Source organism: Kribbella hippodromi (assembly GCF_039531045.1).
GTDB lineage: Bacteria > Actinomycetota > Actinomycetes > Propionibacteriales > Kribbellaceae > Kribbella > Kribbella hippodromi.
Window position 1 is genome coordinate 19,271 of sequence record NZ_BAAAPH010000036.1, and the last position, 22,170, is coordinate 41,440.

General features: G+C 68.1%; 19 protein-coding genes. 10 read left to right on the forward strand and 9 right to left on the reverse strand.

All coding sequences use genetic code 11. The features are described 5' to 3' along the window. Positions 1 to 9 precede the first annotated feature (9 nt). Positions 10 to 627, reverse strand: coding sequence for a hypothetical protein (locus tag ABD260_RS35645; protein ID WP_344241072.1), 618 nt, complete (start codon positions 625 to 627; stop codon positions 10 to 12). A 182-nt stretch (positions 628 to 809) separates the two neighbouring features. On the opposite strand from ABD260_RS35645, the gene ABD260_RS35650 reads away from it, so the two are divergent. After that, on the forward strand, positions 810 to 1,922 hold the full coding sequence (locus ABD260_RS35650; protein ID WP_344241074.1) for a citrate synthase 2: 1,113 nt from the start codon (positions 810 to 812) through the stop codon (positions 1,920 to 1,922). A gap of 50 nt (positions 1,923 to 1,972) precedes the next feature. Here ABD260_RS35650 and ABD260_RS35655 read toward each other — a convergent pair whose 3' ends face one another. Further along, a complete protein-coding gene (locus tag ABD260_RS35655) occupies positions 1,973 to 2,725 on the reverse strand; it encodes an AraC family transcriptional regulator (protein ID WP_344241076.1) in 753 nt (250 codons plus the stop codon). Between the two features lie 113 nt (positions 2,726 to 2,838). On the opposite strand from ABD260_RS35655, the gene ABD260_RS35660 reads away from it, so the two are divergent. After that, positions 2,839 to 3,693 (forward strand): phytanoyl-CoA dioxygenase family protein, encoded by an 855-nt coding sequence (locus ABD260_RS35660; protein ID WP_344241078.1) that lies wholly within the window; start codon positions 2,839 to 2,841, stop codon positions 3,691 to 3,693. A 110-nt stretch (positions 3,694 to 3,803) separates the two neighbouring features. Beyond that, the gene (gene serC, locus ABD260_RS35665; RefSeq protein ID WP_425553481.1) at positions 3,804 to 4,928 is read left to right on the forward strand and encodes a phosphoserine transaminase; all 1,125 of its coding nucleotides are present in this window, start codon (positions 3,804 to 3,806) and stop codon (positions 4,926 to 4,928) included. A gap of 643 nt (positions 4,929 to 5,571) precedes the next feature. Here serC and ABD260_RS35670 read toward each other — a convergent pair. The 3 genes from ABD260_RS35670 to ABD260_RS35680 all read right to left on the reverse strand — a co-directional run bounded on the left by ABD260_RS35670 (position 5,572) and on the right by ABD260_RS35680 (position 8,887). After that, on the reverse strand, positions 5,572 to 6,675 hold the full coding sequence (locus ABD260_RS35670) for a hypothetical protein (protein WP_344241080.1): 1,104 nt from the start codon (positions 6,673 to 6,675) through the stop codon (positions 5,572 to 5,574). Beyond that, the gene (locus tag ABD260_RS35675) at positions 6,672 to 8,165 is read right to left on the reverse strand and encodes a class I SAM-dependent methyltransferase (RefSeq protein ID WP_344241082.1); all 1,494 of its coding nucleotides are present in this window, start codon (positions 8,163 to 8,165) and stop codon (positions 6,672 to 6,674) included. Before ABD260_RS35675 ends, ABD260_RS35670 begins: the two co-directional genes overlap by 4 nt. A gap of 356 nt (positions 8,166 to 8,521) precedes the next feature. After that, positions 8,522 to 8,887 carry a hypothetical protein gene (locus tag ABD260_RS35680; RefSeq protein WP_344241084.1) on the reverse strand — a complete coding sequence of 122 codons (366 nt, stop codon included), beginning with the start codon at positions 8,885 to 8,887 and terminating at the stop codon, positions 8,522 to 8,524. Positions 8,888 to 9,141: 254 nt separating this feature from the next. Here ABD260_RS35680 and ABD260_RS35685 point away from each other — a divergent pair, with 254 nt between their 5' ends. After that, positions 9,142 to 9,720, forward strand: coding sequence for a helix-turn-helix domain-containing protein (locus ABD260_RS35685; RefSeq protein WP_344241086.1), 579 nt, complete (start codon positions 9,142 to 9,144; stop codon positions 9,718 to 9,720). 26 nt (positions 9,721 to 9,746) lie between these two features. Continuing rightward, positions 9,747 to 11,033, forward strand: a complete 1,287-nt coding sequence (locus ABD260_RS35690) for an MFS transporter (RefSeq protein WP_344241088.1) — start codon at positions 9,747 to 9,749, stop codon at positions 11,031 to 11,033. On the opposite strand, the gene ABD260_RS35695 is transcribed toward ABD260_RS35690, so the two are convergent. Together ABD260_RS35695 and ABD260_RS35700 are read right to left on the reverse strand one after the other, a co-directional pair. Next, positions 10,963 to 12,120 carry a hypothetical protein gene (locus tag ABD260_RS35695; protein WP_344241090.1) on the reverse strand — a complete coding sequence of 386 codons (1,158 nt, stop codon included), beginning with the start codon at positions 12,118 to 12,120 and terminating at the stop codon, positions 10,963 to 10,965. The two genes, ABD260_RS35690 and ABD260_RS35695, sit on opposite strands and share 71 nt — an antisense overlap. Before the next feature lie 130 nt (positions 12,121 to 12,250). Continuing rightward, complete coding sequence (locus tag ABD260_RS35700; RefSeq protein WP_344241092.1) at positions 12,251 to 13,906, reverse strand: acyltransferase; 1,656 nt, start codon at positions 13,904 to 13,906, stop codon at positions 12,251 to 12,253. A 118-nt stretch (positions 13,907 to 14,024) separates the two neighbouring features. Here ABD260_RS35700 and ABD260_RS35705 point away from each other — a divergent pair, with 118 nt between their 5' ends. The 5 genes from ABD260_RS35705 (at position 14,025) to ABD260_RS35725 (ending at position 19,959) form a co-directional block, all read left to right on the forward strand. Continuing rightward, positions 14,025 to 15,104 (forward strand): LacI family DNA-binding transcriptional regulator, encoded by a 1,080-nt coding sequence (locus ABD260_RS35705; protein ID WP_344241094.1) that lies wholly within the window; start codon positions 14,025 to 14,027, stop codon positions 15,102 to 15,104. A 1,186-nt stretch (positions 15,105 to 16,290) separates the two neighbouring features. After that, a complete protein-coding gene (locus ABD260_RS35710) occupies positions 16,291 to 17,607 on the forward strand; it encodes an ABC transporter substrate-binding protein (protein WP_344241096.1) in 1,317 nt (438 codons plus the stop codon). Positions 17,608 to 17,609: 2 nt separating this feature from the next. After that, on the forward strand, positions 17,610 to 18,575 hold the full coding sequence (locus ABD260_RS35715; RefSeq protein ID WP_344241098.1) for a carbohydrate ABC transporter permease: 966 nt from the start codon (positions 17,610 to 17,612) through the stop codon (positions 18,573 to 18,575). Continuing rightward, entirely contained in the window at positions 18,568 to 19,407 is an 840-nt protein-coding gene (locus ABD260_RS35720; RefSeq protein ID WP_344241100.1) for a carbohydrate ABC transporter permease, read from the forward strand. Before ABD260_RS35715 ends, ABD260_RS35720 begins: the two co-directional genes overlap by 8 nt. Positions 19,408 to 19,476: 69 nt before the next feature. Further along, entirely contained in the window at positions 19,477 to 19,959 is a 483-nt protein-coding gene (locus ABD260_RS35725) for a MaoC family dehydratase (protein ID WP_344241102.1), read from the forward strand. 38 nt (positions 19,960 to 19,997) lie between these two features. Here the strand turns inward: ABD260_RS35725 and ABD260_RS35730 are convergent, their stop codons facing one another. Both ABD260_RS35730 and efeB read right to left on the reverse strand, forming a co-directional pair. Continuing rightward, positions 19,998 to 20,882: a hypothetical protein gene (locus ABD260_RS35730; RefSeq protein ID WP_344241104.1), complete on the reverse strand. Its 885-nt coding sequence runs from the start codon at positions 20,880 to 20,882 to the stop codon at positions 19,998 to 20,000. A gap of 25 nt (positions 20,883 to 20,907) precedes the next feature. Beyond that, a partial coding sequence (efeB, locus tag ABD260_RS35735) for an iron uptake transporter deferrochelatase/peroxidase subunit (protein ID WP_344241106.1) occupies positions 20,908 to 22,170 on the reverse strand: 1,263 nt, incomplete at its 5' end.

Below are 22,170 nucleotides of genomic sequence, written 5' to 3' on the forward strand. Positions count from 1 at the left end.
ACGACGAGCCTACTGACGTGGCTGCTGTCCGGGGTACTGAGGCGGCTGCTGGCCCGGGTGCTGCGGCTGGCCTGAGTGCTGCGGCTGGCCGGGCTGGTGCGGCCGGTAGTCCTGCGGTTGCGGCTGGCCTGGGTAGCCGCCCCACTGGTTCTGCTGCTGGTAGCCCGGGTTCTGCAGCGCACCGGGGCCTTGGGGCAGTTTGGCCAGTTTGGCGTCCAGGACGCAGCGGCGGATGCCGACCAGCAGCAGTGGGATGCCCAGCACGATGAACGATCCGTCGAACAGCATCACGCCGTTGTTGAACTTGCTGCCGGGAACCCGGAAGTAGTCGGACAGCTCGAACGCCTGCGGCGGCGGGAGCAGCACCATCACCAGACCGACCACGGACAGGAACGCACCGGCCCCGGCGGTCACACCGGGTCCGATGCTCCGGACGATCATCAGACCACCGAGCACCAGTGCGATCGCCACCATCATCGCGATCCACGGCAGCGTGTGACTGGCGTCGAACCGGTACGTCTGCATCCGCAACAGCAGCCGCGTGGTTGCGTACTGGGCCGCGACGATCCCGGCGTAGGCGACGGGGATGCCGATCACGAACCCGAGGGCGGGGAGGGGCTTCACCATGGGCCGAGACTAGACCTCTGACCGGTCAACCAGCCCCGGCTCCGGCGTGGTGCGGGCGCGCCGTTGCTCGAACCGGTCACAAAGCTGTCCGGTCCCGAGGCCGGCGAACTATGCTGCCTGAGCGCCGACGGTGCGCGGCTCTCCTGGTGGGCCTCGCGCCGACCAAGAGGACGAGGGAGCGTATGTCAGATCCGACGACCGAGGTGCAGCACGGGCTGGAAGGCGTGATCGCGTTCGACACGCAGATCGCCGAGCCGGACAAGGAGGGTTCGGCGCTCCGATATCGCGGGGTGGACATCGAGGACCTGGTCGGCCGGGTGCCGTTCGAGAACGTCTGGGGCCTGCTGGTCGACGGCGCGTTCACTCCGGGCCTGCCGCCGGCCGAACCGTTCCCGCTGCCCGTCCACACCGGCGACGTCCGCGTCGACGTGCAGTCCGCGCTGGCGATGCTCGCACCCGCCTGGGGCCTGCGGCCGCTGTACGACATCGACGACGTGCAGGCCCGTGACGACCTCTCCCGCGCGGCGGTGATGGCGCTGTCTTACGTGGCGCAGGCGGCTCGCGGTACCGGGCAGCCGATGGTGCCGCAGCGTGAGGTCGACAAGGCGAAGACGATCACCGAGCGGTTCATGATCCGCTGGCGTGGCGAGCCGGACCCGAAGCACGTCCAGGCGGTCGACGCGTACTGGACGTCCGCGGCCGAGCACGGGATGAACGCCTCGACGTTCACCGCGCGGGTGATCGCGTCGACCGGAGCGGACGTCGCCGCGGCGCTGTCCGGCGCGGTCGGTGCGATGTCCGGTCCGCTGCACGGCGGGGCGCCGGCGCGCGTCCTGACGATGATCGAGGGCGTCGAGAAGTCGGGTGACGCGCGCTCGTACGTGAAAGGTCTGCTGGACGGCGGCGAGCGGCTGATGGGCTTCGGGCATCGCGTGTACCGGGCCGAGGACCCGCGCGCCCGGGTGCTTCGCCGGACGGCGCGTGAACTCGCGGCGCCGCGCTACGAGGTCGCCGAGGCGCTGGAACAGGCCGCGCTGGCCGAGCTGCGCGAGCGGCGGCCGGACCGCGTGCTGGAGACGAACGTGGAGTTCTGGGCCGCGATCGTGCTCGACTTCGCGGAGGTGCCGCCGCCGATGTTCACGTCCATGTTCACCTGCGCGCGGACGGCCGGGTGGAGCGCGCATGTGCTGGAGCAGAAGCGCACCGGGCGGCTGATCCGGCCGTCGGCGATCTACTCCGGGCCCGCTTCCCGGCCGGCGGATTCGGTCGAGGGCTGGAACAACGACTGGGCCTGACGCTCGCTTGAGGGTCCCGGGCTCAGCGGTCCTGGCTCAGCGGTCTTGGCTCAGCGGTCCTGGCTGGGTGAGCGGCCGGTGCGTTGCCGGTATTGCCGGCTGAAGTACGGAACATCTGTGTACCCGAGAGCGGCGGCCGTCTCCGTGACGGTCATGCCGCTCTCGGTGAGCAATTGGTGCGCCCGGTCGATCCGGGCCTGAATCAGGTACTGCGCCGGCGACATCCCCAGCCGCGCGACGAACCGGCGGGTGAACTGCGCGCGGCTCAGCAACGCGCGCTGCGCCATCTCGGCGACCGACCACACCCGCCCCGGGTCCTGCCGGAGCAACCGGGCGATCTCGTCGATCGCCGCATCGCCGCCGCTCCGGCCCGGGTTGCGGACGGCGTCCCAGACCAGCGTGATCAGTTGCTGAAGGCACAGCTCGGCCTGATGCATCCCCAGCTCGTCCTTCCGTTGGTACGCCGCGTCGCTGGTCCGCGCGAGCATGCCGAGCAGCTCGCGGTCCATCACCTCACCACACCGCGGGTCCGGCGCCGCGGTCGGTACGGCGCTGAAGTGCATGCCGAAGACGAGCAGCCGGCGGTGCGGGTCATGGGTCGCGCGGGGCGTGTCACCCGGCCGGAACACGGCGCAGACACCTGGGTGCAGGTCATGCCGGCGATCCGCGTACTCCAGTACGCCCCGGCCGTCGAGTACGCACCAGAGCAGGTGATCGGCCAGTGGGCGGCACGTCCAGGACCAGCTCGGTTCGCAGCGCCACAACGTCGGCGCGGACCTCAGCGCGACTCGTACGATCGGCACGTTCTGCTTCAAAAGTTCAAGTCCTCGCGTGAATCGTCCGTCGTCACGGGCCCAGTACCGGCCGGAGAATTGCTGATGTCAGGCACAGTACGGCACGAATGCGGGAGTTGTGCATGAGCGTTTCATCCAACATCGACGATCGCGTCCTCAAAGACGAGTTCGAGCGCACCGGGTACACGATGGTGCGCGGGCTGTTCAGTACCGACGAGGCCGAGCGGCTGCGCGACCACTACATGGACGCCCGGCACCGCGGGCCGAAGGGGCAGAACTTCGCCGGCCACGACTCGCCCGACCGCGACCCGCTCAAGCGGTACCCGCGGATGGCGCAGATGCACCGCTGGGACGACGCGTCACTGCAGTGGCTGACCGATCCGCGCATCGACGCCGTGATGACCGGATTGCTCGGCAGGTCGCCGTACGCGGTGCAGACGATGGTGTACTTCAAGCCGCCGGGCTCCCGCGGGCAGGCGCTGCACCAGGACAACTTCTACCTGAAGGCCGACCCGGGTACGTGCGTCGCGGCCTGGATGGCCCTCGACAAGGTCGATGAGGCGAACGGGTGCCTCGAGGTCGTACCCGGATCGCACCGGTGGCCGATCCTCTGCACCGAGAAGGCCGATACGACGGTCAGCTTCACGGACGTGACCGTACCGCTGCCGTCGGCCACGGACGCCGTACCGGTCGAGATGGAACCGGGTGACGTGCTGTTCTTCCACGGCGCGCTGGTGCACGGGAGCAACCCGAACGTCACCACCGACCGGTTCCGGCGCGCGCTGATCGGCCACTACATCGAGGGCGAGGCGGAGCGGGTCGCGCACTACTACCACCCGGCGCTGCGGATGGACGGGACCGAGCTCACGCTGGAGGTCGCCGAAGGTGGTGGCGCCTGCGGCGAGTGGACCGACACGCCGGACGGCCCGGTCGCGGTACTGACCGGCACGGAGACGATCACCCGCAAGCACGAGTAAGTCTCTCGTCTTGGGCACCCGCGGACGTGGGTTGGCGGGCATGTGCGAGGATGGGGCTGCTGACAGCGTCGTCGGCTACTTGAGATGCAGACGACGAAGGGAAGACGCTGGTGACCAGCGACATCAAGATTCCTGAAGAGCTCAAGCCTGCTGACGGCCGCTTCGGCGCCGGACCGTCGAAGGTCCGTCCGGAAGCCATCGCCGCGCTCGCGTCCGAGGGCGCGAAGCTGCTCGGCACCTCGCACCGCCAGGCCCCGGTGAAGAACCTGGTCAAGCGGGTCCAGGACGGCGTGGCCGAGCTCTTCCAGCTTCCGGACGGGTACCAGGTGGTGCTCGGCAACGGTGGTTCGACCGCGTTCTGGGACATCGCGACGTTCGGGCTGATCCGGGAGAAGAGCCAGCACCTGAACTTCGGTGAGTTCTCCTCGAAGTTCGCCAAGGCGTCGCAGCTCGCCCCGCACCTCGGCGACCCGTCGGTGATCAAGTCCGATCCCGGCACCCGCCCGATCCCGGTGGCCGAAGCCGGCGTCGACCTGTACGCGTGGCCGCACAACGAGACCTCCACCGGCGTGATGGCCCCGGTCCACCGCGTCGAAGGCGCCGACGAGGGCGCGCTGGTCGCGATCGACGCCACCTCGGGCGCGGCGGGCCTCCCGGTCGACCTGAACGAGGCCGACGTGTACTACTTCGCGCCGCAGAAGGGATTCGCCTCCGACGGCGGCCTGTGGATCGCGCTGATGAGCCCGGCCGCGCTCGCCCGGGTCGAGGAGATCGCCGCCTCCGGCCGCTGGATTCCGGCGTTCCTGGACCTCGCCACCGCGGTCGACAACTCGAGCAAGAACCAGACGTACAACACGCCGGCGCTGGCCACCCTGTTCCTGATGGCCGAGCAGACCGACTGGATCAACAACCAGGGCGGTCTGGCGTGGAGCGTCGCCCGCACCACCGACTCCAGCAACCGGCTGTACACCTGGGCCGAGAAGTCGGAGTACGCGACCCCGTACGTCACCGACCCCGACGCCCGCTCCCTCGTCGTCGGCACCATCGACCTCGACGACTCGATCGACGCCACCGCGGTAGCCAAGACCCTCCGCGCCAACGGCATCGTGGACACCGAGCCATACCGCAAACTCGGCCGCAACCAGCTCCGCGTAGCCATGTTCCCCGCGGTCAACCCCGACGACGTCGAAAAACTCACCCAGTCCATCGACTACGTAGTCGAAAACCTCAAATAACCCAACCCCATCCCCCACAGCCGCCACCCCACCCGGGCCTGGCGGCTGTCCCATTTCCCCACGCCACCACCCACCACCGCACCGCCGCACGACCAGCGCGCCGCGTCCCGCCTGCCGATCAGTGCTCCCCAGCGATCGCCGCCGCCTCCTCGGAAACAATTCGCCAAATAACGCAACAAATGTTCCGCAAACACCGCCAACCACGACGCAGCAGTCCGCAGAACAACCAGCCCGGGGAGACGACACCGCGCGAACCACGTACCGCGCGCCAAGCAAGCGGACACCCGGCGAACCACAGACCGCGCACCCAACACACCGACGCCCCACGAACCGCGCACCGAGCACCGAGCACCGAGCACGCGGACACCCCGCGCAACCGCAGACCGCTCACCGAACAGGCGGACCTCCGCGAACCAGGAGCCGAGCACATGGATGCCAGACGAACCACACAGGTCGCGCGCCGAGCAGGCGGATGACGGTCGATGGCACCACCGTTGGTGCTCCATGCCCCGGTGGATCACCGCTGCTGCAGAGACGTCCGCCACGTCAGGCAGGCAGCCGCCGGGCGTGGCCGCAATTGCCGATTGAGGTGGGCGGTGGGGCGAGTTGGTCGTGGTACGGGGAAGTGCTTGCCGGGTGACTGCTACTGGGGCTGGCGGCGGCGGGGGGGGGGGGGGGATTGGCCGGTGAGGCGGTCGTTTTCGGCTTGGCGGTCTTGGCGTTCGCGGCGGCCGGGCGGGAACGTGAGGACGGTGATGACGATCGCGAACACGGCGGCGCCAATGATGATCCAGCGGAGGTTGTGACTCTTGCCGGCGGTGGAACTGCTCGAGTCCGAGGTGGTGGCCGGCTTCGGAGTGGCAGTCGCCGACGGCGGCGTACTGGTGGTGGTGCCGGCCGCCTTCGCGGGGGCGGTCAGCTGGTAGAACGCCGCGCCCGTACCGCTGCTGGCGACCACGACGGTCCCGTCGGCCGGACCGACCGCGACCGACTTGCCCGCGCCTGTCGACGCGGCGGCGCGGGCGACGACGGTGGGGGTGTCACCCCAGGCGACCGTGGACACCTCGGTCGAGCTTCGGAGCACGGCCCGCTGACCGTCCGGCAGGAACGTCCCGTCGGTGATCGCCCCGGGCGGTGCCGCCGAGAACTTGGTGAGCTTGTTCGTCCCCTGACGGGACGGCGAGGGTGGTGCCGCGTAGATGGACCCGGCACCTTGTGAGGACCTGGTGACGAAGTACAGCTGGCTCGTACCCGGCTCGATCAGCAGTGTCTCGGCGTCGTGCGCTCCGTCGGGATAGGTGTAGTCGTACCGGTGGTACGGGATCTTGTCCTGGTCCTGCAGCGTCTCCGGCTCCGGGAATGTGTAGACCTCGACCTGGTCCCGGTTGCCCTTGGTGTCGCCGATGTCCGCGAGGTAGATGAAGCCGTTCCGGTCCACGCCGACCGCTTCGACGTCGACCACCTTCGCGTTGATCCGCAGGACCGCCTTAACCTTGCCGGTCTGGTCCACCGCGAACACCCGGCCGGTTTCGCCAGAGCGGCTGACGGCCCAGTAGATGCCGTCGTGCTTCACGCTCTTCGCCAGGCCGGTCGTTTCCTTGAGCCGGTCGTCCTGGATCGTGAACAGCTTCTTCGGCGCGGTCGGATCGGCCGTCGGGGTCGCGGAGGCGGTTGTGGGAAGCGCCACACCCGCCAGTACACAAACCGTCGCCCCGGCCAGAGCAAGAGCCGCCCGCAACCACCTCACGAAACCACCCCTGCCTGCCGAGCCGCGCCGGATGCGCCGGATGCGTCTGACGCCCCGCGTGACTCGGATGCCGCGGCGTCGGCCGGCACCTCGCGGCCGTCAGCGTCCGCCGGCTGCGGGGGTAGCAGGAGTTGGGCCAGGCGGGGGTTCACCTGCCATTCGGCGATCAGGGTCTGGTACTCGGACTGGAGGTCCGGGGTCGGCTTGGCGCCGGTTCGGGCCGCGCGGAGCAGTAGATTGCGCGGCGTGTGCTGACTGTCCACGAACTGCACGACCTCCACCCGGTAACCGACCTGTCGGAGCACCGCCGCCCGCAGGGAGTCTGTCAGGACGTCGGCGAACCGCTCACGAACGATGCCATATCTGGTCATCAGCGCGTAAGGCGCCGGTGGTGAGACGCTCTTGAGCTGCGTTTGGATGTCGTGATGACAACATGGAGCCGCCAGAACGAGTGATGCTTGCCACCCGACCGCCCGGGCGAGCGCGTCGTCGGTCGCGGTGTCGCAGGCATGCAGCGCCAGCACCACGTCCGGCTGGACGTCCAGCTCGGCCGCCTGGATGGTCGCGTCGACGAACCGCAGGTGCTCCTGCCAGCCGAGCGCCTCGACCACCCTGGTGTTCCGCTTCCGCGCGGCCGGGTTGTGATCGATCCCGGTCATCCGTACGTCGTGCCCGGCCGCGGTCAGCAGGTGGTACGCGGCGAGCGTGAGGTACGCGTTCCCGCAGCCGAGGTCGACGACCTGCAACGGCCGGTCGGCCGCGATCCGCCCGGCCGCGATCGCCTCGTCGAGTGCCGGGGCGAGCAGCTTGCAGAACTCCTCGATCTGCTTGTACTTCGCCTGCCGCGACGGTTTCACCCGGCCCTGGTGATCGCTGATCCCGAGCTCGATCAGGAACGGCGCCGCCGGGTCGAGCACCCGGCGCTTCACCCGGTCGTGGCGGGTCTCCTGCTCCCGGTGATCGTCCTGCCGGTGCAGCAACTCCTTGCCCTTCTTGGTGTAGCGCAGCCGCAGCGTCTCGCTGGTCGTCTCCACATGCCACGACCCGTACGCCTGACCGAGCAGTTCGTCGACAGCTTCTTCCAGCTCCGCTGCCGCGACGTTGCGGGTGTGTGCCTGGCGCTCGTCGAACTCGGTGATCTGCAGGTGGCGCACGCCCTTCAGATCCACGTACCGCAGCTCGACCCGCAGGTACGGCGGCCCGTCCACCCCACGCCGCCGCCCCGAAGCCAGCCCCCGCACCAAACTCTCGCGCCCGAGCAAAGCCCCCCGAACCACCCCAAGCCCACCGGGCGAACCAGACGCATCAGCCGACTGACCACGCGATTCAGAATCCACTGCAGCTGCCGCGCCGCGCACCGCCGAAGCCGCTCCGTCGGCTGCGGGCGAGGCGTCGTGCACCGCGGAAGACTCATGCGGCTGGGCAGCAGACATCCGCGCGCCGGCCTCCGCCGTTCGCGCCAAACCCTCCGACCGCACCTCAGACTGCATCGCGCCATTCTCCCACCGCCGCAAAACCCACCTCCCGTCCGGTGCCGCCCCACTCTCCCAAGCACCAATCTCCCAAGCACCAACCCGACGACAACCCACCCCTCACCTCCGCAGGCACCACCCACGCACCTACGGTGCATTCGCGGCGACGGTCGCGGCGGCTGGGGCGCAACCACGCGCCCGTGCCTACGATCTGGTGATCGCGGCGACCGCGACCACCCACGAGGCTGCTCTGTACACCCGGAACCCGAAGAACTTCCACGCACTCCGCGGACTGGTTGAGGTCATCGCCGTCTGACCATCCGGCGCACGTCGCGACCTCGATGCGGGACTGCGACGGCACTCTGGCGCGGCAGTCAGGTTAGTTTTTGGTCTTCTTCCAGGAGGCCTAGCATTCTCAGGCGGGAGGCTATGCCGCCTTCCTGGCGGCCCAGGGCTTCGACGAGTTGGTCCTTGCTGGAGCCCTGGTTGAACATCGTGATCAGGGTTTGCTCGTCTTCGGCGCTCCATTGGAGCCAGGCCTTGGGGTGGTTTTTCCGGGCGCGCTGGATGCGCTTTTTCGTCGAGCGTTCGTCCAGGACCTCGAGCGAGAGGATCCGGGCCTGGCGCTGCCGGCCGACCTCCTCGCCGTCGCGCCAGAACACCACCGCGCCCTCGTCGAACGTCATCACATCGGCCGCGACATCGCAGTAGTCGGCCTCCTCGAGCATCACACGCATCATCGCTGTACTCCGTTTCACTGGATTGGCTCTCGCTGGATCGGGTCCCGCAGAGATTGAGTCCCGCTCGGATTGCTCCCACTGGGGTCGGGTCCCGCGGGGATCGGGTTTCGCCGCAGCGGGATTCCGATCGCCAGAGAAGATGCCGCGATCCGCCCCCGCCGCGCCCACGACTTCGCACCCTGTGGACAACCAATCGCAAAACTTCTTTGCAGAATCTCTTTGCAAAGAGTCTTTGCAGTTCTATGCTCAACCCCATGAGCGACAACGACGAGACGAACTCCGTCCGGCTGGACCGGCATCTGGTCCGCGCCCTGGCGCATCCGATGCGGAACCGGATCGTCGGCCTGCTCCGGGTCTACGGCCCGCAGACCGCGACCACGCTGGCCGGCCGGCTCGGTGTGAACACGGGCGCGACCAGCTACCACCTCCGCCAGCTGGCCGACGCCGGCCTGGTGGTCGAGGACGACAGCCGCGGCAACGCCCGCGACCGCTGGTGGCAGGCGGCGCATCAGAGCACCGAGTTCGACTCGTCCGAGCTGCTGGACCAGGAGCCGGAGCTGGCTCTCGGCTTCCTGCACGGAGTCGGGCAGACGTACGCGGAGAACATCTTCAGCTACATCGACGCGATGCAGACCATGCCGGCTGACTGGCGCGACGCCAGCCTGCTCGCGGACTACGCCTTCCAGCTACGGCCCGATCAGCTCGCGGAGATGATGCGCGAGGTCCTGGCGGTGCTGGACAAGTACCGCGCGACCGACCTCAGAGCTCCGCTGCCCGAAGGCGCCGAGCAAGTGACCGTCCAGATCCAGGCATTCCCGCGCGAGACGCGCTAGCAGCGACAAGTAAGGGGGGCAAGACGATGAGCGAGTCACGGAACCGGGCGCCACTGGCGGCGTTCCTGGTGGCGAACGTGGTGTCCATCTGCGGTACTCGGGTCAGCTCGATCGCGATCCCATGGTTCGTCCTGATCACTACCGGATCGCCGGTCAAGACCGGTCTGGTCGCCATGGCCGAGATGGCGCCGCTGGTACTCGCGAAGGCCATCGGCGGCCCCCTGATCGACCGGGTAGGCGCCCGCCGCATCAGCATCGTGGCCGACACAGCGAGTACGGCAGTAGTAGGCCTCATCCCCCTTCTGCACACTCTCGGCCTACTGCACTTCCCCACCCTGATCGCACTGGTCGCGGTCGCGGGCGCACTCCGTGGACCAGGTGATGCCGCCAAGGGCACGCTGATCCCGGACATCGCCCGCGCCGCCAAGGTCCCGCTGGAGCGGGTCACGGGCCTGGAGAGTACGACCGAACGCCTGGCCGGCTTCTTCGCGTACGCACTGGCCGGCGGACTCATCGCCTTGGTCGGCTCGGTCAACGCACTGTGGATCGACGCCGCATCCTTCGGCATCTGTGCGGTACTGATCGCCCGCTGGCTGCCCAAGCAAGAGCGAGTCGAAGCGCCGGAGCAGGAGGACGAGCAGGGGTACGGGCGCCGCTTGCTGGAGGGATGGCGCTTCCTCCGGACCGACAAGTTGATGCTGCCGCTGGTGCTGATGATCGCGGTCACCAACTTGCTCGATGCCGCAGTCGGCGCCGTACTGCTACCGGTCTGGATCAAGGACCACGGCTACGGTCCAGGCCACACCAGCCTGATCCTCACCTGCTTCGGAGCGACTGCCACCGCCTTCGCGTTGCTGGCGGCAGCTATCGGCGAGCGGATACCGCGCAAGCTGGTCTTCACGATCGCGTTCCTGATCGCCGGTGCGCCACGGTTCGTGGCGATGGCTACCGACGCACCGGTCTGGACGCTGATGGCCGTGTACGCGCTGGGCGGTGTCGGCGCCGGCTTCATCAACCCAGTACTCGGTGCACTCTTCATCGAGCGCATCCCCCGGCACTTGCTCGGCCGGGTCAACTCACTGGCCGACGCGGTCTGCTGGACCGGCGTACCGCTTGGTGGAGTCATCGCCGGTGTCGCCATCGCAGGGATCGGCATGGCACCTGCCCTACTGGCCGGTGGCGCGATCTACCTCATCGCCACCATGTCACCAGTGCTGATCGGCCGGCACGAGAACTGGAAAGCTACACCGGGTCCGACGGGTCCTCCGGAAACGGCGGCTGAGCCGGGTCAGGTGGCAGTGAGCGCATCCTGACGCCCTGCCGCGGAGTCTTGGGAGTGCCAACAGCCGCCTTCCCGGTGCCACCCAGCCCGGTGTCGCCCAGCACCCGCCGCATCCGCTCGCGCTCCGCACGCAGCAGACCGAGCATCACCAGGTCCAGCAGCATCCCGAAGGCAGCAGCGAACTGAGTAGCGGCGAACTGGAACACCTGCGTCATCAGCAACGACACCAGCACCGCCAGCTCGAACAGCCGGACCGCACGAGCCCGATTGCCCTTCCGCAGCGCCAGCGCGCCCCGCACCGTGAACATTGCCGACAGCAAGCTCCCGACCGTCACGCCGAGTACCGGCAGGTGGTCGATGCCCTCCCCCGCCACAGCCGCGATGACCATCTCACCAACCACCTGGACCGCCAGCACCACGACCGCAACAGTCGGCGCCTTCGGGTGCGTGGCGAGCCGCTCGAACCCGCGCTGCAGCGCCCGCCAGGCCGCATCGACCGGAGCGGCCAGCTCGACCTCGTCAGGCGGACAGACAGCCAGCAGGTCCTCCGTCTCACGCCGCCCCGGTACACCGCGGTCCACCACACCCAGCAGCTCAACCGCCTCCGCACGGCGCCGCCGGGACAGGCCACCGGCGATGCCCTCGACCGCGTGGTCGATCACGTTCGCCAACTCCTCCCGCTGGTCGATCGGCCGCCGCGTGGTGAGGAACCGGAAGCCCAGCACGATCAGTACGAAGACCACGTACACGATCGCGGCGGTCGGTTTGTAGAAGTAGTTGTTGTCCGAGGTGACGAACTTCCCCACCTCGTCGATGAACAGCCCGAAGCCGATGCCGCCGACGGTCGCGGCGGCCGGCCGGACGACCGGTCCGACGTACCCGAGCAGCAGTGCGATCGAGATCAGCATCAGCAGACCACCCGGCAGTACGTGGGCGATGTGCAGGCCCTTGCCGCCGATCTGCGGGTACCCGCTCAGGCTGAGCAGCAGCCGGGTGATCAGCACCGTCGCCACCCCGGACACCACGAAGGTGGTCAGGTGCTCCCCCGACCGGACGTTGCGGACCAGGCCCGCTCGCATCAGGTACGACGACCGCGGGCTGGTGGAGGTGGCAGTCATGCGCCCGACGTTAGCGTCACCGGAGGAGCGCCGCGACCACCACGATGGCGACGAGGGCGGCCAGTACGAGCGAGGTCACCAATCGGCGCGTGCGGGGGTCCACCCCGTCAGGGTAGGCGGAAGGTCCTGGTCAACGCGAGTTGACCAGGGGTTCGGGCCGGTGCACTCCGCGTGGCCGGTAACCGAGGTCGTCGGACCGGCCCAAGTAGTCGGACAACAGCCAGATGATCGCCAGCCACATCTCCGTACCCTGCAGACCGGGAATCGCGCGGTCATCGGTACCGTCCGGTGCGAACGCGAAACCCTCGCCGTCGACCCACCGGGGCAGGATCGCCTGCAACTGCTGCTCCGCCCAGCGCCGCCCATCCTGCTCCCCGTACGCGGTCTGCTTTCGGGCCAGCCACAACGGATGGATGACGTCGAGTACGTTGCACGCGTTGTAGTTGTCGCCGCTGAACATCCGCCGATCATTGCTATGAGCAAGTACCGTGGCGACAGCTTGTTCGGGGTACGGCAACGGCAGGCCGAACTGTGCGTACGTACCACGGGTCAGGCGATAGAATCCGTTAACCACCTGCAGCCAACCGTCGTCCGGGTGCTGTTCACCCCATGCCCCGGTCGTCGGATCCGCGCGCGTGAGCAACCATCCCATCAACGGTTCGAGTGGCCCGGATTGCTTGTGATCATGGAGGTTCCGGGCCAGTGCCGTACCCAATGCGTCGATGCCCGAGCCGGCCGACCACGCCCTCCTTGCCCAGGGCAACTTGTCCAGATCGTCGAGGGTGTAGTCGATCGCGATCGGGTGTTCAAAGCTGCTGCCAAGGACCTGCAGTGCGTACCCGACGCAGAGCACGTGGTAGCTCGCAGGCCCTTCCAGGACAGCGAGTTTGGCATCAGATGGTTTGCCGATACCGTCGTCGGACAGGTCCCCCGGCGATACCAGTCCGCTGACCGGGTCCTGGCGAGCGCGGAAGCGCCGGATCAGGTCGTCGCGGGCGTGGCCCGTTGGCGTACGTCGTACCAGCACGTCCGCGATTTCGACCGCATCGCACCACGGGCGGATCTCCGGCTCCCGCCGCGGACCGGGCCGGTCGACGAACCGTTCACCGTCCCAGCAACGCGCCAGCACGTCGTCGACCTGCTCGCGCGCCCGCGCGGCGAAGTCCTTCAGCTTGGCCCCGAGATCACCTGACACCGACGCTCCTGTCCGTGCAGCTGACATGGACTCTCCTGTCCGTGAGCGAAGAACGCGCGCCGGGTTGCCGGCTGCCACCGAGTTCGCCGGGATGTCCTTGGTGACGATCGCGCCGGCGCCGATGATGGTGTGCGGACCGACCGTGACGCCGTCCAGGATGGTCACGTTCGAGCCGATCCAGACGTCGTCGCCGACGATGATGCCGCGGGCTGTGTGCGGCTGCTTGAAGATCGGCTGCCCGGGCGCGGTGCCGTGGTTGAACGCGAGCAGCGAGGTGTGCGCGCCGATCCGGACGCCGTCGCCGATCGTCACCTCGCCCCGAACCACCGAGAACGGGTTGATGGTGGAATCCGGCCCGAGGGCGATCTTCCCGGTCACGTACGCGTGCGCGCCGATGTACGACCGATCACCCATTCGCAGCTCGTCGCAGTACACAGCGGCGGACTCGGCAACGTACGCGTCGGCCGCGAGTTCGAGCGACCCGCCGAGCCGGGCCTGCCGCTCGGCCTGCCGCGCACGCTCCGCATCCGCGGCGTTCCGGGCGTACTCCCAGGGCAGGAAATCCAGGCGCAACGGTTCCGTCGGAGACATGGGAAAACGCTATCCAAAACTTCGCCGCGCCGCTAGTGCCCCGAGTCGAACTTCCGCCTCAGGGCAGTCGGCGCCGGCAGGCCGCTGCTAATCTCCCGTCTGTGCGGGGAGCCAGGCGATGACCACGAGCGGTGCCGGGACGGACGGTGGCGGCGACAAGGACGGGGCCGGTGGCAGTACGCGCCGCAGCCATCGAGTCACGATCAGCGATCTCGCCCGGCGGCTGGAGATCTCCAAGGCGTCGGTCTCGTACGCGTTGAACGGCCGCGCCGGCGTCAGCGAGGAAACCCGCCAGCGGGTGCTCGCCCTGGCCGAAGAACTCGGCTTCCACCCGAACTCGGCCGCGGTCGCGCTGTCGGCCAGCCGGACCCGGACGATCGGGATCGTGATCGCCCGCGACCCGACGCTGATCTCGACCGAAGCGTTCTACATGCGCACCCTGGTCGGCATCGAGCAGTACCTGAACGAGGTCGATTCGTCGCTGCTGCTCCGGCTCACCGGCGAGCACGGCGAAGACCTCGACGTACTGCGGCGGTGGTCGCGGCAAGGCCGGGTGGACGGGTTCATCCTGTTCGACGAGCTCGACGACGACCCGCGGATCCCGCTGCTGAAGGAGCTCGGGGTGCCGTGCGTGGTGGTCAGCTCGAACGCGCCGGACGACGCGGTCGGGCGGTTGATCAGCTCGCCGGAAGAGACCGTCACACTGCTGCTCGATCATCTGGACGAGCTCGGGCACACGAACGTCGCGCACATCAGCGGGCCGTTCACGTTCGTACACGAACGGCTGCGGATGCAGATCCTGCAGGACCGGGCCGCGCGGCGCGGGATCACCGTGCGGCACATCGAGGGCAGCTACCGGTACGACGACGGTGCCGAACTGACCCGCGAACTGCTGACCGGGCCGAACCCGCCGACCGCGATCGTGCTCGGCAACGACCTGATGGCGGTCGCGGCGCTCCGGGTCGCGACCGAGCTGGGTACCGCCGTACCCGATCAGGTGTCGGTGATCGCGTGGGACGACTCGCCACTGTGCGAATTCGCCCGGCCCGGGATCACCGCGGTCGACCAGAAGACGATGGAACGCGGCCGCGCCGCCGCCGACCTGCTCCTCCGCATCGTCACCGGCGGCACCGTCGTCCACGAGCAGGCCCCCGCCGGCGAACTCCACCGCCGCGAATCCACCGGCCCCGCCCGCTGACCCACCCCCAGCCCGCTCACCAACTGATCAGGTGAAAGGTCGGCAACCTGCGTACCACCAAGCCGAGCGCGTACACCGGCGCGCCCAGGTGGTCCCACCCCAACTCACTCACACCCCCAGCCCGGTGGCGCACACCAGCACGCTCACACCCCAGCCCGGTGGCGCACCCCAGCACACTCACTCCCCCAGCCCGCTGGCACAGCCCAGAACGCCGGCGCACTCCAGCACACTGACCCACCCCCCAGCCCCCAGCCCGGTGGCGCACCCCAGCCCGGTGGCGCACCCCAGCGCACTCGCCCACCCCTAGCCCCAACCCGCTGGCGCACCCAACGCACTGACCGCCCACACGCCACCAGCCGCCGGCCGCCCGCGAGCCGCTAGCTGCCCGCGAGCCGTCGGCCGTCCCGCAGCAGCTGGCCATTTCAGGGGTCAACCCCTGAGATGGCCCCTTGACCCCTCGCATACAGGTAGGCGAACCCACCATCTGAGGGGTTGACCCCTGAAATGACGTCGGACGGGGCGCCGGCGTGAGGGCGCGGGACGCAGGCGCTGGCGCGACGCGGGCGCTGGCGCGAGACGCAGGGCGGGGCGCTGGCGCTGGCGGGACGCAGGGCGAGGCCCGGGCGCTGGCGCTGGCGCGGGACGCAGGGCGAGGCACGGGCGCTGGCGCGGGACGCAGGGCGGGGCACGGGCGCGGGCGCAGGGCGGGGCGCTGGCGCAGATGCGGAGCGCTGGCGCGGGGCGCAGGTGCGATGCGCAGGCTGCTGGCGCGGGGCGCAAGTGCAGGCGCGGGACGCGGGGGGGCGCTGGTGCGGGGGGCTGGTGCGGGGGCGCAGGTATAGGCGCGGGCGCGGAGACGCAGGCGCGGGGCGTAGGTGCGCGGCGCGGAGTGTGGGGGGCGCGGAGTGTGGGGGCGGGGAGTGTGGGGGCGCGGACTGTCGGGCGCGGAGCGTGAGGGGCGCGGAGTGTGAGGGGCGCGGAGTGTGGGGGCGCGGGGTTGGGCGCAGGTGTGGGGCGCGGAGGGCGCGGGGTTGGGGTGTGGGGTGGGTGGTTACAGATTACGAGGTCGTAACGAACAGGGGGTTGCTGAACCGGTTAGGGTTTCTAAACTTAACCGGTTAGGTCAGGATGGGCCCGATCCGCCCCCGCAGGTCCGCGGGGGCTCGACGGGACGAGGGAGTCCGACGTGAGACTGCGTTCGCTTGTTGCCGCGGTTGCGGCGACCGCCATGGGAATCAGCCTCGCCGCCTGTGGTGGTGGCGACGACAAAAGCGGCTCCTCCGGCGGCAGCTCCGGTGATCAGACGCTGACCTACTGGGCCAGCAACCAGGGCACCAGCCTGGACAACGACAAGGAGGTGCTGACCCCGGTGCTGAAGAAATTCACCGACGAGACCGGGATCAAGGTCAACCTCGAGGTGATCGGCTGGAACGACCTGCAGACCCGGATCCAGACCGCGATCACCTCCGGCCAGGCCCCGGACGTGGTGAACATCGGCAACACCTGGGCCGCCTCGCTGCAGGCGACCGACGCGTTCCTGCCGTTCGACGGGGACGCGATGACGGCGATCGGCGGCAAGGACAAGTTCGTTCCGACGGCCCTGGCGACCGGCGGCAAGGAAGGCACGGACCCGACCTCGGTCCCGCTCTACGGTCTGGCGTACGGCCTGTACTACAACAAGGCGATGTTCGCCGCGGCCGGACTGCAGCCGCCGAAGACCTGGGAGGAAATGGTCACCGACGCGAAGAAGCTGACCGTCCCGGGCAAGCAGTGGGGGATGGCGCTCGCGGCCGGCAGCTACACCGAGAACGTGCACTTCGCGTTCATCAACGCCGCGCAGAACAAGGCCGACTGGTTCAACGGCGACGGCAAGCCGACCTTCACCGGTGACGGCAACGTGCAGGGCGTGCTGCGGTACCTCGACCTGATGCAGAAGGACAAGGTCGCGAACCCGTCGAACGCGCAGTACGACAACGGCACCAAGTCGGTGAACGACTTCGCCACCAAGAAGGTCGCGATGGTGATCAACCAGAACAACGCCGACTCCTCGATCGTTGCCAACGGCATGAAAGCCGGCGAGTACGGGGTGGTCCCGTTCCCGGCTCCGGCCGGCGGTGAGCAGGTGGCCAGCCACGTTGCCGGGATCAACCTGTCGGTGTTCAAGAACACCAAGCACAAGGACGCGGCGCTGAAGTTCGTCAAGTACATGACCGACGCGACCACGCAGAGCACGCTGGACAAGCCGTTCTCCGCGCTGCCGGTGCTGAAGGACGCGAAGCCGAACTTCACCACCGACGCGGCCGAGGCGGCGACCTTCCAGGACATCTACAACACCAAGTCCAAGCCGCTGCCGCTGGTGCCGGCCGAGGACCAGTTCGAGAGCACCGTCGGCAAGGCGATGAACACGATGTTCGCCAAGATCGCGACCGGCGGGACGGTCAGCGCGGACGAGGTGAAGGCGGCGCTCAAGACCGCTGAAGACCAGGTGGCGGCGAGCAGCTGACGATGGCCGTCGCAACCGAGACCGCGGCTCCGGCGCCGACCAAGCGCCGGGGCCGCCCCGAGCACCGGCCCGGGCTGAAACGGTGGCTGCCGTACGCGCTGCTGGCCCCGGCGGTCCTGCTGGAACTGTTCATCCACATCGTCCCGATGCTGGTCGGGATCTGGATGAGCTTCATCAAACTGACCAAGTTCTTCATCGCGAACTGGTCGGCCGCCCCCAGCGCCGGGCTCGGCAACTACAAGGTCGCGCTCGACTTCAACAACGCGGTCGGGCAGGGCCTGCTGAAGTCCTTCGGCGTCACGATCGCGTTCTCGCTGATCACCGTCGCGTTCTCGTGGGTGCTCGGGATGGCGGCCGCGGTCGCGCTGCAGCCCGAGTTTCGCGGGCGTGGCCTGGTACGGACCTTGTTCCTGGTGCCGTACGCCCTGCCCGCGTACGCCGGAATCCTGACCTGGAACTTCATGCTCCAGCGCGACACCGGCGCGGTGAACCACGTCCTGAACCAATTGCACCTGAGCGACGGGAAGACGTTCTGGCTGATCGGTGGCAATGCATTGATCGCCCTGATCACGGTGGCCGGGTGGAAACTGTGGACGTTCGCGTTCCTGACCCTGATGGCCGGTATGCAGAGCATTCCGCGCGATTTGTACGAGGCCGCGTCGGTCGACGGCGCCGGCAACATCCGGCAATGGCGCAACATCACGTTGCCTTCGCTGCGGCCGGTGAATCTCGTCCTCGTCCTGGTGCTGTTCTTGTGGACGTTCAGCGACTTCAACACGCCGTACGTGCTGTTCGGGACCGCGCAGCCGCCGGCCGGTGACCTGATCACGTTCCACATCTACAACGCGTCGTTCCTGACCTGGAACTTCGGCACCGGCGCGGCGATGTCCGTCCTGCTGCTGATCTTCCTGATGATCGTCACCGGCGCGTACCTGCTGATCACCGGAAGGAGGTCGCGTCGTGCGTGAGACCAGGGGCTTCAAGATCTACCGCGGTGTCGTCCTGACTGTGCTCGGGCTGTTCGTCCTCGTCCCGCTGTACGTGATGGTGACGTCCTCGCTGAAACCACTGAAGGACGTCCAGGGCGCGTTCACCTGGTGGCCGTCGAACCTGACGCTGACGCCGTTCGTGGACATGTGGAAAACAGTGCCGCTGGCCAGGTACTTCGTGAACTCCACCATTGTTTCGGTGGCGGCGACGGTGTTCTCGGTGGCGATCGCGATTCTCGCCGCGTTCGCGGTGTCGCGGTTCAAGTTCCGCGGGCGGACCGTGTTCACCACGACGGTGCTGTCGACGCAGATGTTCCCGGGCGTACTTTTCCTGCTGCCCTTGTTCCTGATCTTCGTGAACATCAACAACTCGTTCGGGTTGCAATTGGTGGGTACGCGACTGGGCTTGATCATCACGTACCTGACTTTCAGTTTGCCGTTCTCGATCTGGATGCTGGCCGGGTACTTCGACAGCATTCCCCGCGAGCTGGACGAGGCCGCGCTGGTGGACGGCTGCGGTCCGATGGGCGCGCTCTGGCGGGTCGTACTACCGGCGGCGCGGCCTGGTGTGATCGCGGTGGCGATCTACTCGTTCATGACTGCGTGGGGCGAGGTGCTGTTCGCGTCGGTGATGACGACGGAGGCGAACCGCACGTTGTCGGTCGGTCTGCGCCAGTACTCCACCCAAACCAACATCTACTGGAACCAGATCATGGCCGCCGCACTGATCGTCAGCATCCCGGTAGTCATCGGCTTCCTCCTCGCCCAGCGGCATTTTGTTGCGGGGGTAACTGCAGGCGCAGTTAAATAGCAAGTATCAATTTCGCGGTCCCCTTTCAGCGGGTAATCTCCTGCGCCGCACCTGATGAAAGGGGACCCTATGTATTTCGAGGACTATGTGCCGGGCGTTCGTACCGACCATCCCGGCACCGTCACCGTCGACCAGGCAGCCCTGATCGAATTCGCCGAACAGTTCGACCCGCAGTACATCCATACGGATCCCGACGCGGCTGCCGACGGGCCGTTCAAGGGCCTGATCGCGAGTGGCTGGCACACTGCCGGCCTGATGATGCGGCTGTTCGCCGACCAGTACCTGACCAAGGTCGCGAGCCTGGGCGGACCGGGGATCGACAAGCTGCGTTGGCTCGCTCCGGTGCGTCCAGGTGACGTACTGCGGCTGCGTACCGAGGTGATGGAAGCCCGGGTGTCGCAGTCGAAGCCCGATCGCGGGATCGTACGGACCAGGGCCGAGCTGTTCAACCAGGACAACGTCCGCGTGTTCTCCTGCGAGGTGCTCAACTTCCTCGCCGTGCTTTCCCTCGACACCGACGGAGCACCCGGCAACTTGCCAAGCTGGGCCTGAACCGGCCGATGCGGTCGACGAGGACTCAGGTACGTGCCTCAGTACACGCCGCTCAGGGTGAAGGAGGCCGACCAACTGGAGAGGGTCTTGCCGTGGTCGGTGATGCTGAACCGGGTCGGCTTGGCGCACATCACCTGGTAGCCCGACACCGTTGCCGGCACCCCGGTGCACTGCTCCATGTCCTTCGGCAGCCACTTGATGATCTGCGCACCGGCCGCGTCGCCGGGCAAGGCCGCCGCCATCAGGCTCTTCATCGAGCGATGCAGGTTCGCGATCACCAGGGCGCGGCCCTTCGGGTTGTCGCCGGCGCCGTTGCTGAACGTCATCGCCCGGAACGTCGAGATCCGGCCGATGCCGATCGAGTCCAGCGGGACGGGTTCGAGCGTGATGTCGATGCTCTCGTCCTTGCCGCCCTTGACGCACTTGATCGAGTTCCGGTCATCCTTCGAACAGACCGCACCCTTGGTCTTCAGATAGGCCGACGCGCTCGCCAGCGTCGCCTTCGGCAGGCATTGGAAGCTGTGACCGGCAACGCACGGCACCAGGCCGGACGTCGGGACAACCGTGGTGGGGGCGGTGGTCGCAGGTCCGGCGGTCGGCACGGTCGGACCGTTCGACGCGGAGGTGGTTGAACCGGCGGTCGCAGAGCTCGGGGCGACGGGGCCGCTCGTGGACTGTTTCTTCGGCGTGAGGAGAAAGATGCCGGCACCCACCAGGAGCAGCACCAGGACCACCGAGAGCACCACACCCAGCGCCAGCAGACCGCCGCGGCGGCGCGGCGGGCGGAACTGCGCGGTGTACGGCCCAGGCCCGAACTGCGGCTGCTGGTACCCCTGGTACCCCTGCTGGTACTGGGGCTGCTGCTCTGGTTGCTGCTGCGGTTGCTCGTGGTACGGCGGCTGATCGAACGGCTGGTTGCCCACCGCCACAATTTAGTGCGCGGCCGGTTCAGGCGAAGAGTTTCTCGCCCCAGTAGGAGCCGGGGGTGACGCCGGGTGGGCAGGCGAAGATGGCGGAGCCGACGTGCTCGATGTACTCGTTCATCTTGTCGTTGCGGGACAGTTGTTTCTGGATCGGGATGAACTGTTTGCGCGGGTCGCGCTGGTACGCGAGGAAGAACAGGCCGGCGTCCAAGCGGCCGAGACCGTCCGATCCGTCGACGAAGTTGTACCCGCGACGAAGCAACTCGGCGCCGTTGTTGAACTGCGGATGCGCGAGCCGGACGTGCGAATCGGTCGGTACCTTCGGCTCACCGTCCGCGTTCTTCGACCCGAAGTCGATCGCGTCGAACTCGTTCGCCTTGCCCAGCGGGGCGCCGGTCCCCTTGCCGCGGCCGATCACCGCTTCTTGTTCGCCGAGCGACGTACGGTCCCAGGTCTCGATGTGCATCCGGATTCGGCGCGACACCAGGTACGACCCACCGACCATCCAGTCGGGGCCGTCCTCGGACTGTACCCACAGTTGCTGCTCGAGCTTGTCGGCCTCTTCGAGTTTGAGGTTGTTCGTGCCGTCTTTGAAGCCGAACAGGTTGCGTGGGGTGGACTGCGCGCGCGAGGTGGAGGACGTACGCCCGAAGCCGAGCTGTGAATACCGGACCGCGACCCGGCCGAAGCCGATCCGGGCCAGGTTGCGGATCGCGTGAACTGCTACCTGCGGGTCGTCGGAGCAGGCCTGTACGGCGATGTCGCCGCCGGATCGCTGTGGATCCAGGTTGTCGGCGATGAAATGCGGCAGGTCGACGAGAGCCTTCGGTCGTTTCGCGGCGAGACCGAAGCGCTGGTCGAACAGGCCCGGGCCGAAGCCGATCGTCAGGGTCAGACGGGCCGGTGGCAGGCCGACCGCTTCGCCGGTGTCCTCCGGCGGTGCCTCGCCGGGTCCGTTCACCGCGCCGTACTGGCCGATGTCCTTCCCAGCCGTCAACAGCGCGGCCGCGGCCGTCCACTCCTTCAGCAAGCTGATCAGGTCGTCACGGCTGGTCGTCGTCACATCAAACGCCGCGAAGTGCAGCCGATCCTGCACCGGCGTAACAATCCCCGCCTGATGCTGCCCGTGAAAATCCACCGGCCCGTTGGTGTCGGCAGCCTGAGTAGGTTGAGTGTCAACCGCCGAGTGCACCGCATACCCAGCAACCCCAGTAACAACCGCAGCCCCCGCGGCCCCGAACAACCCTCTCCGAGAAAAACCCCGCCGTCGCCCCGGCTGCGCCGGGGC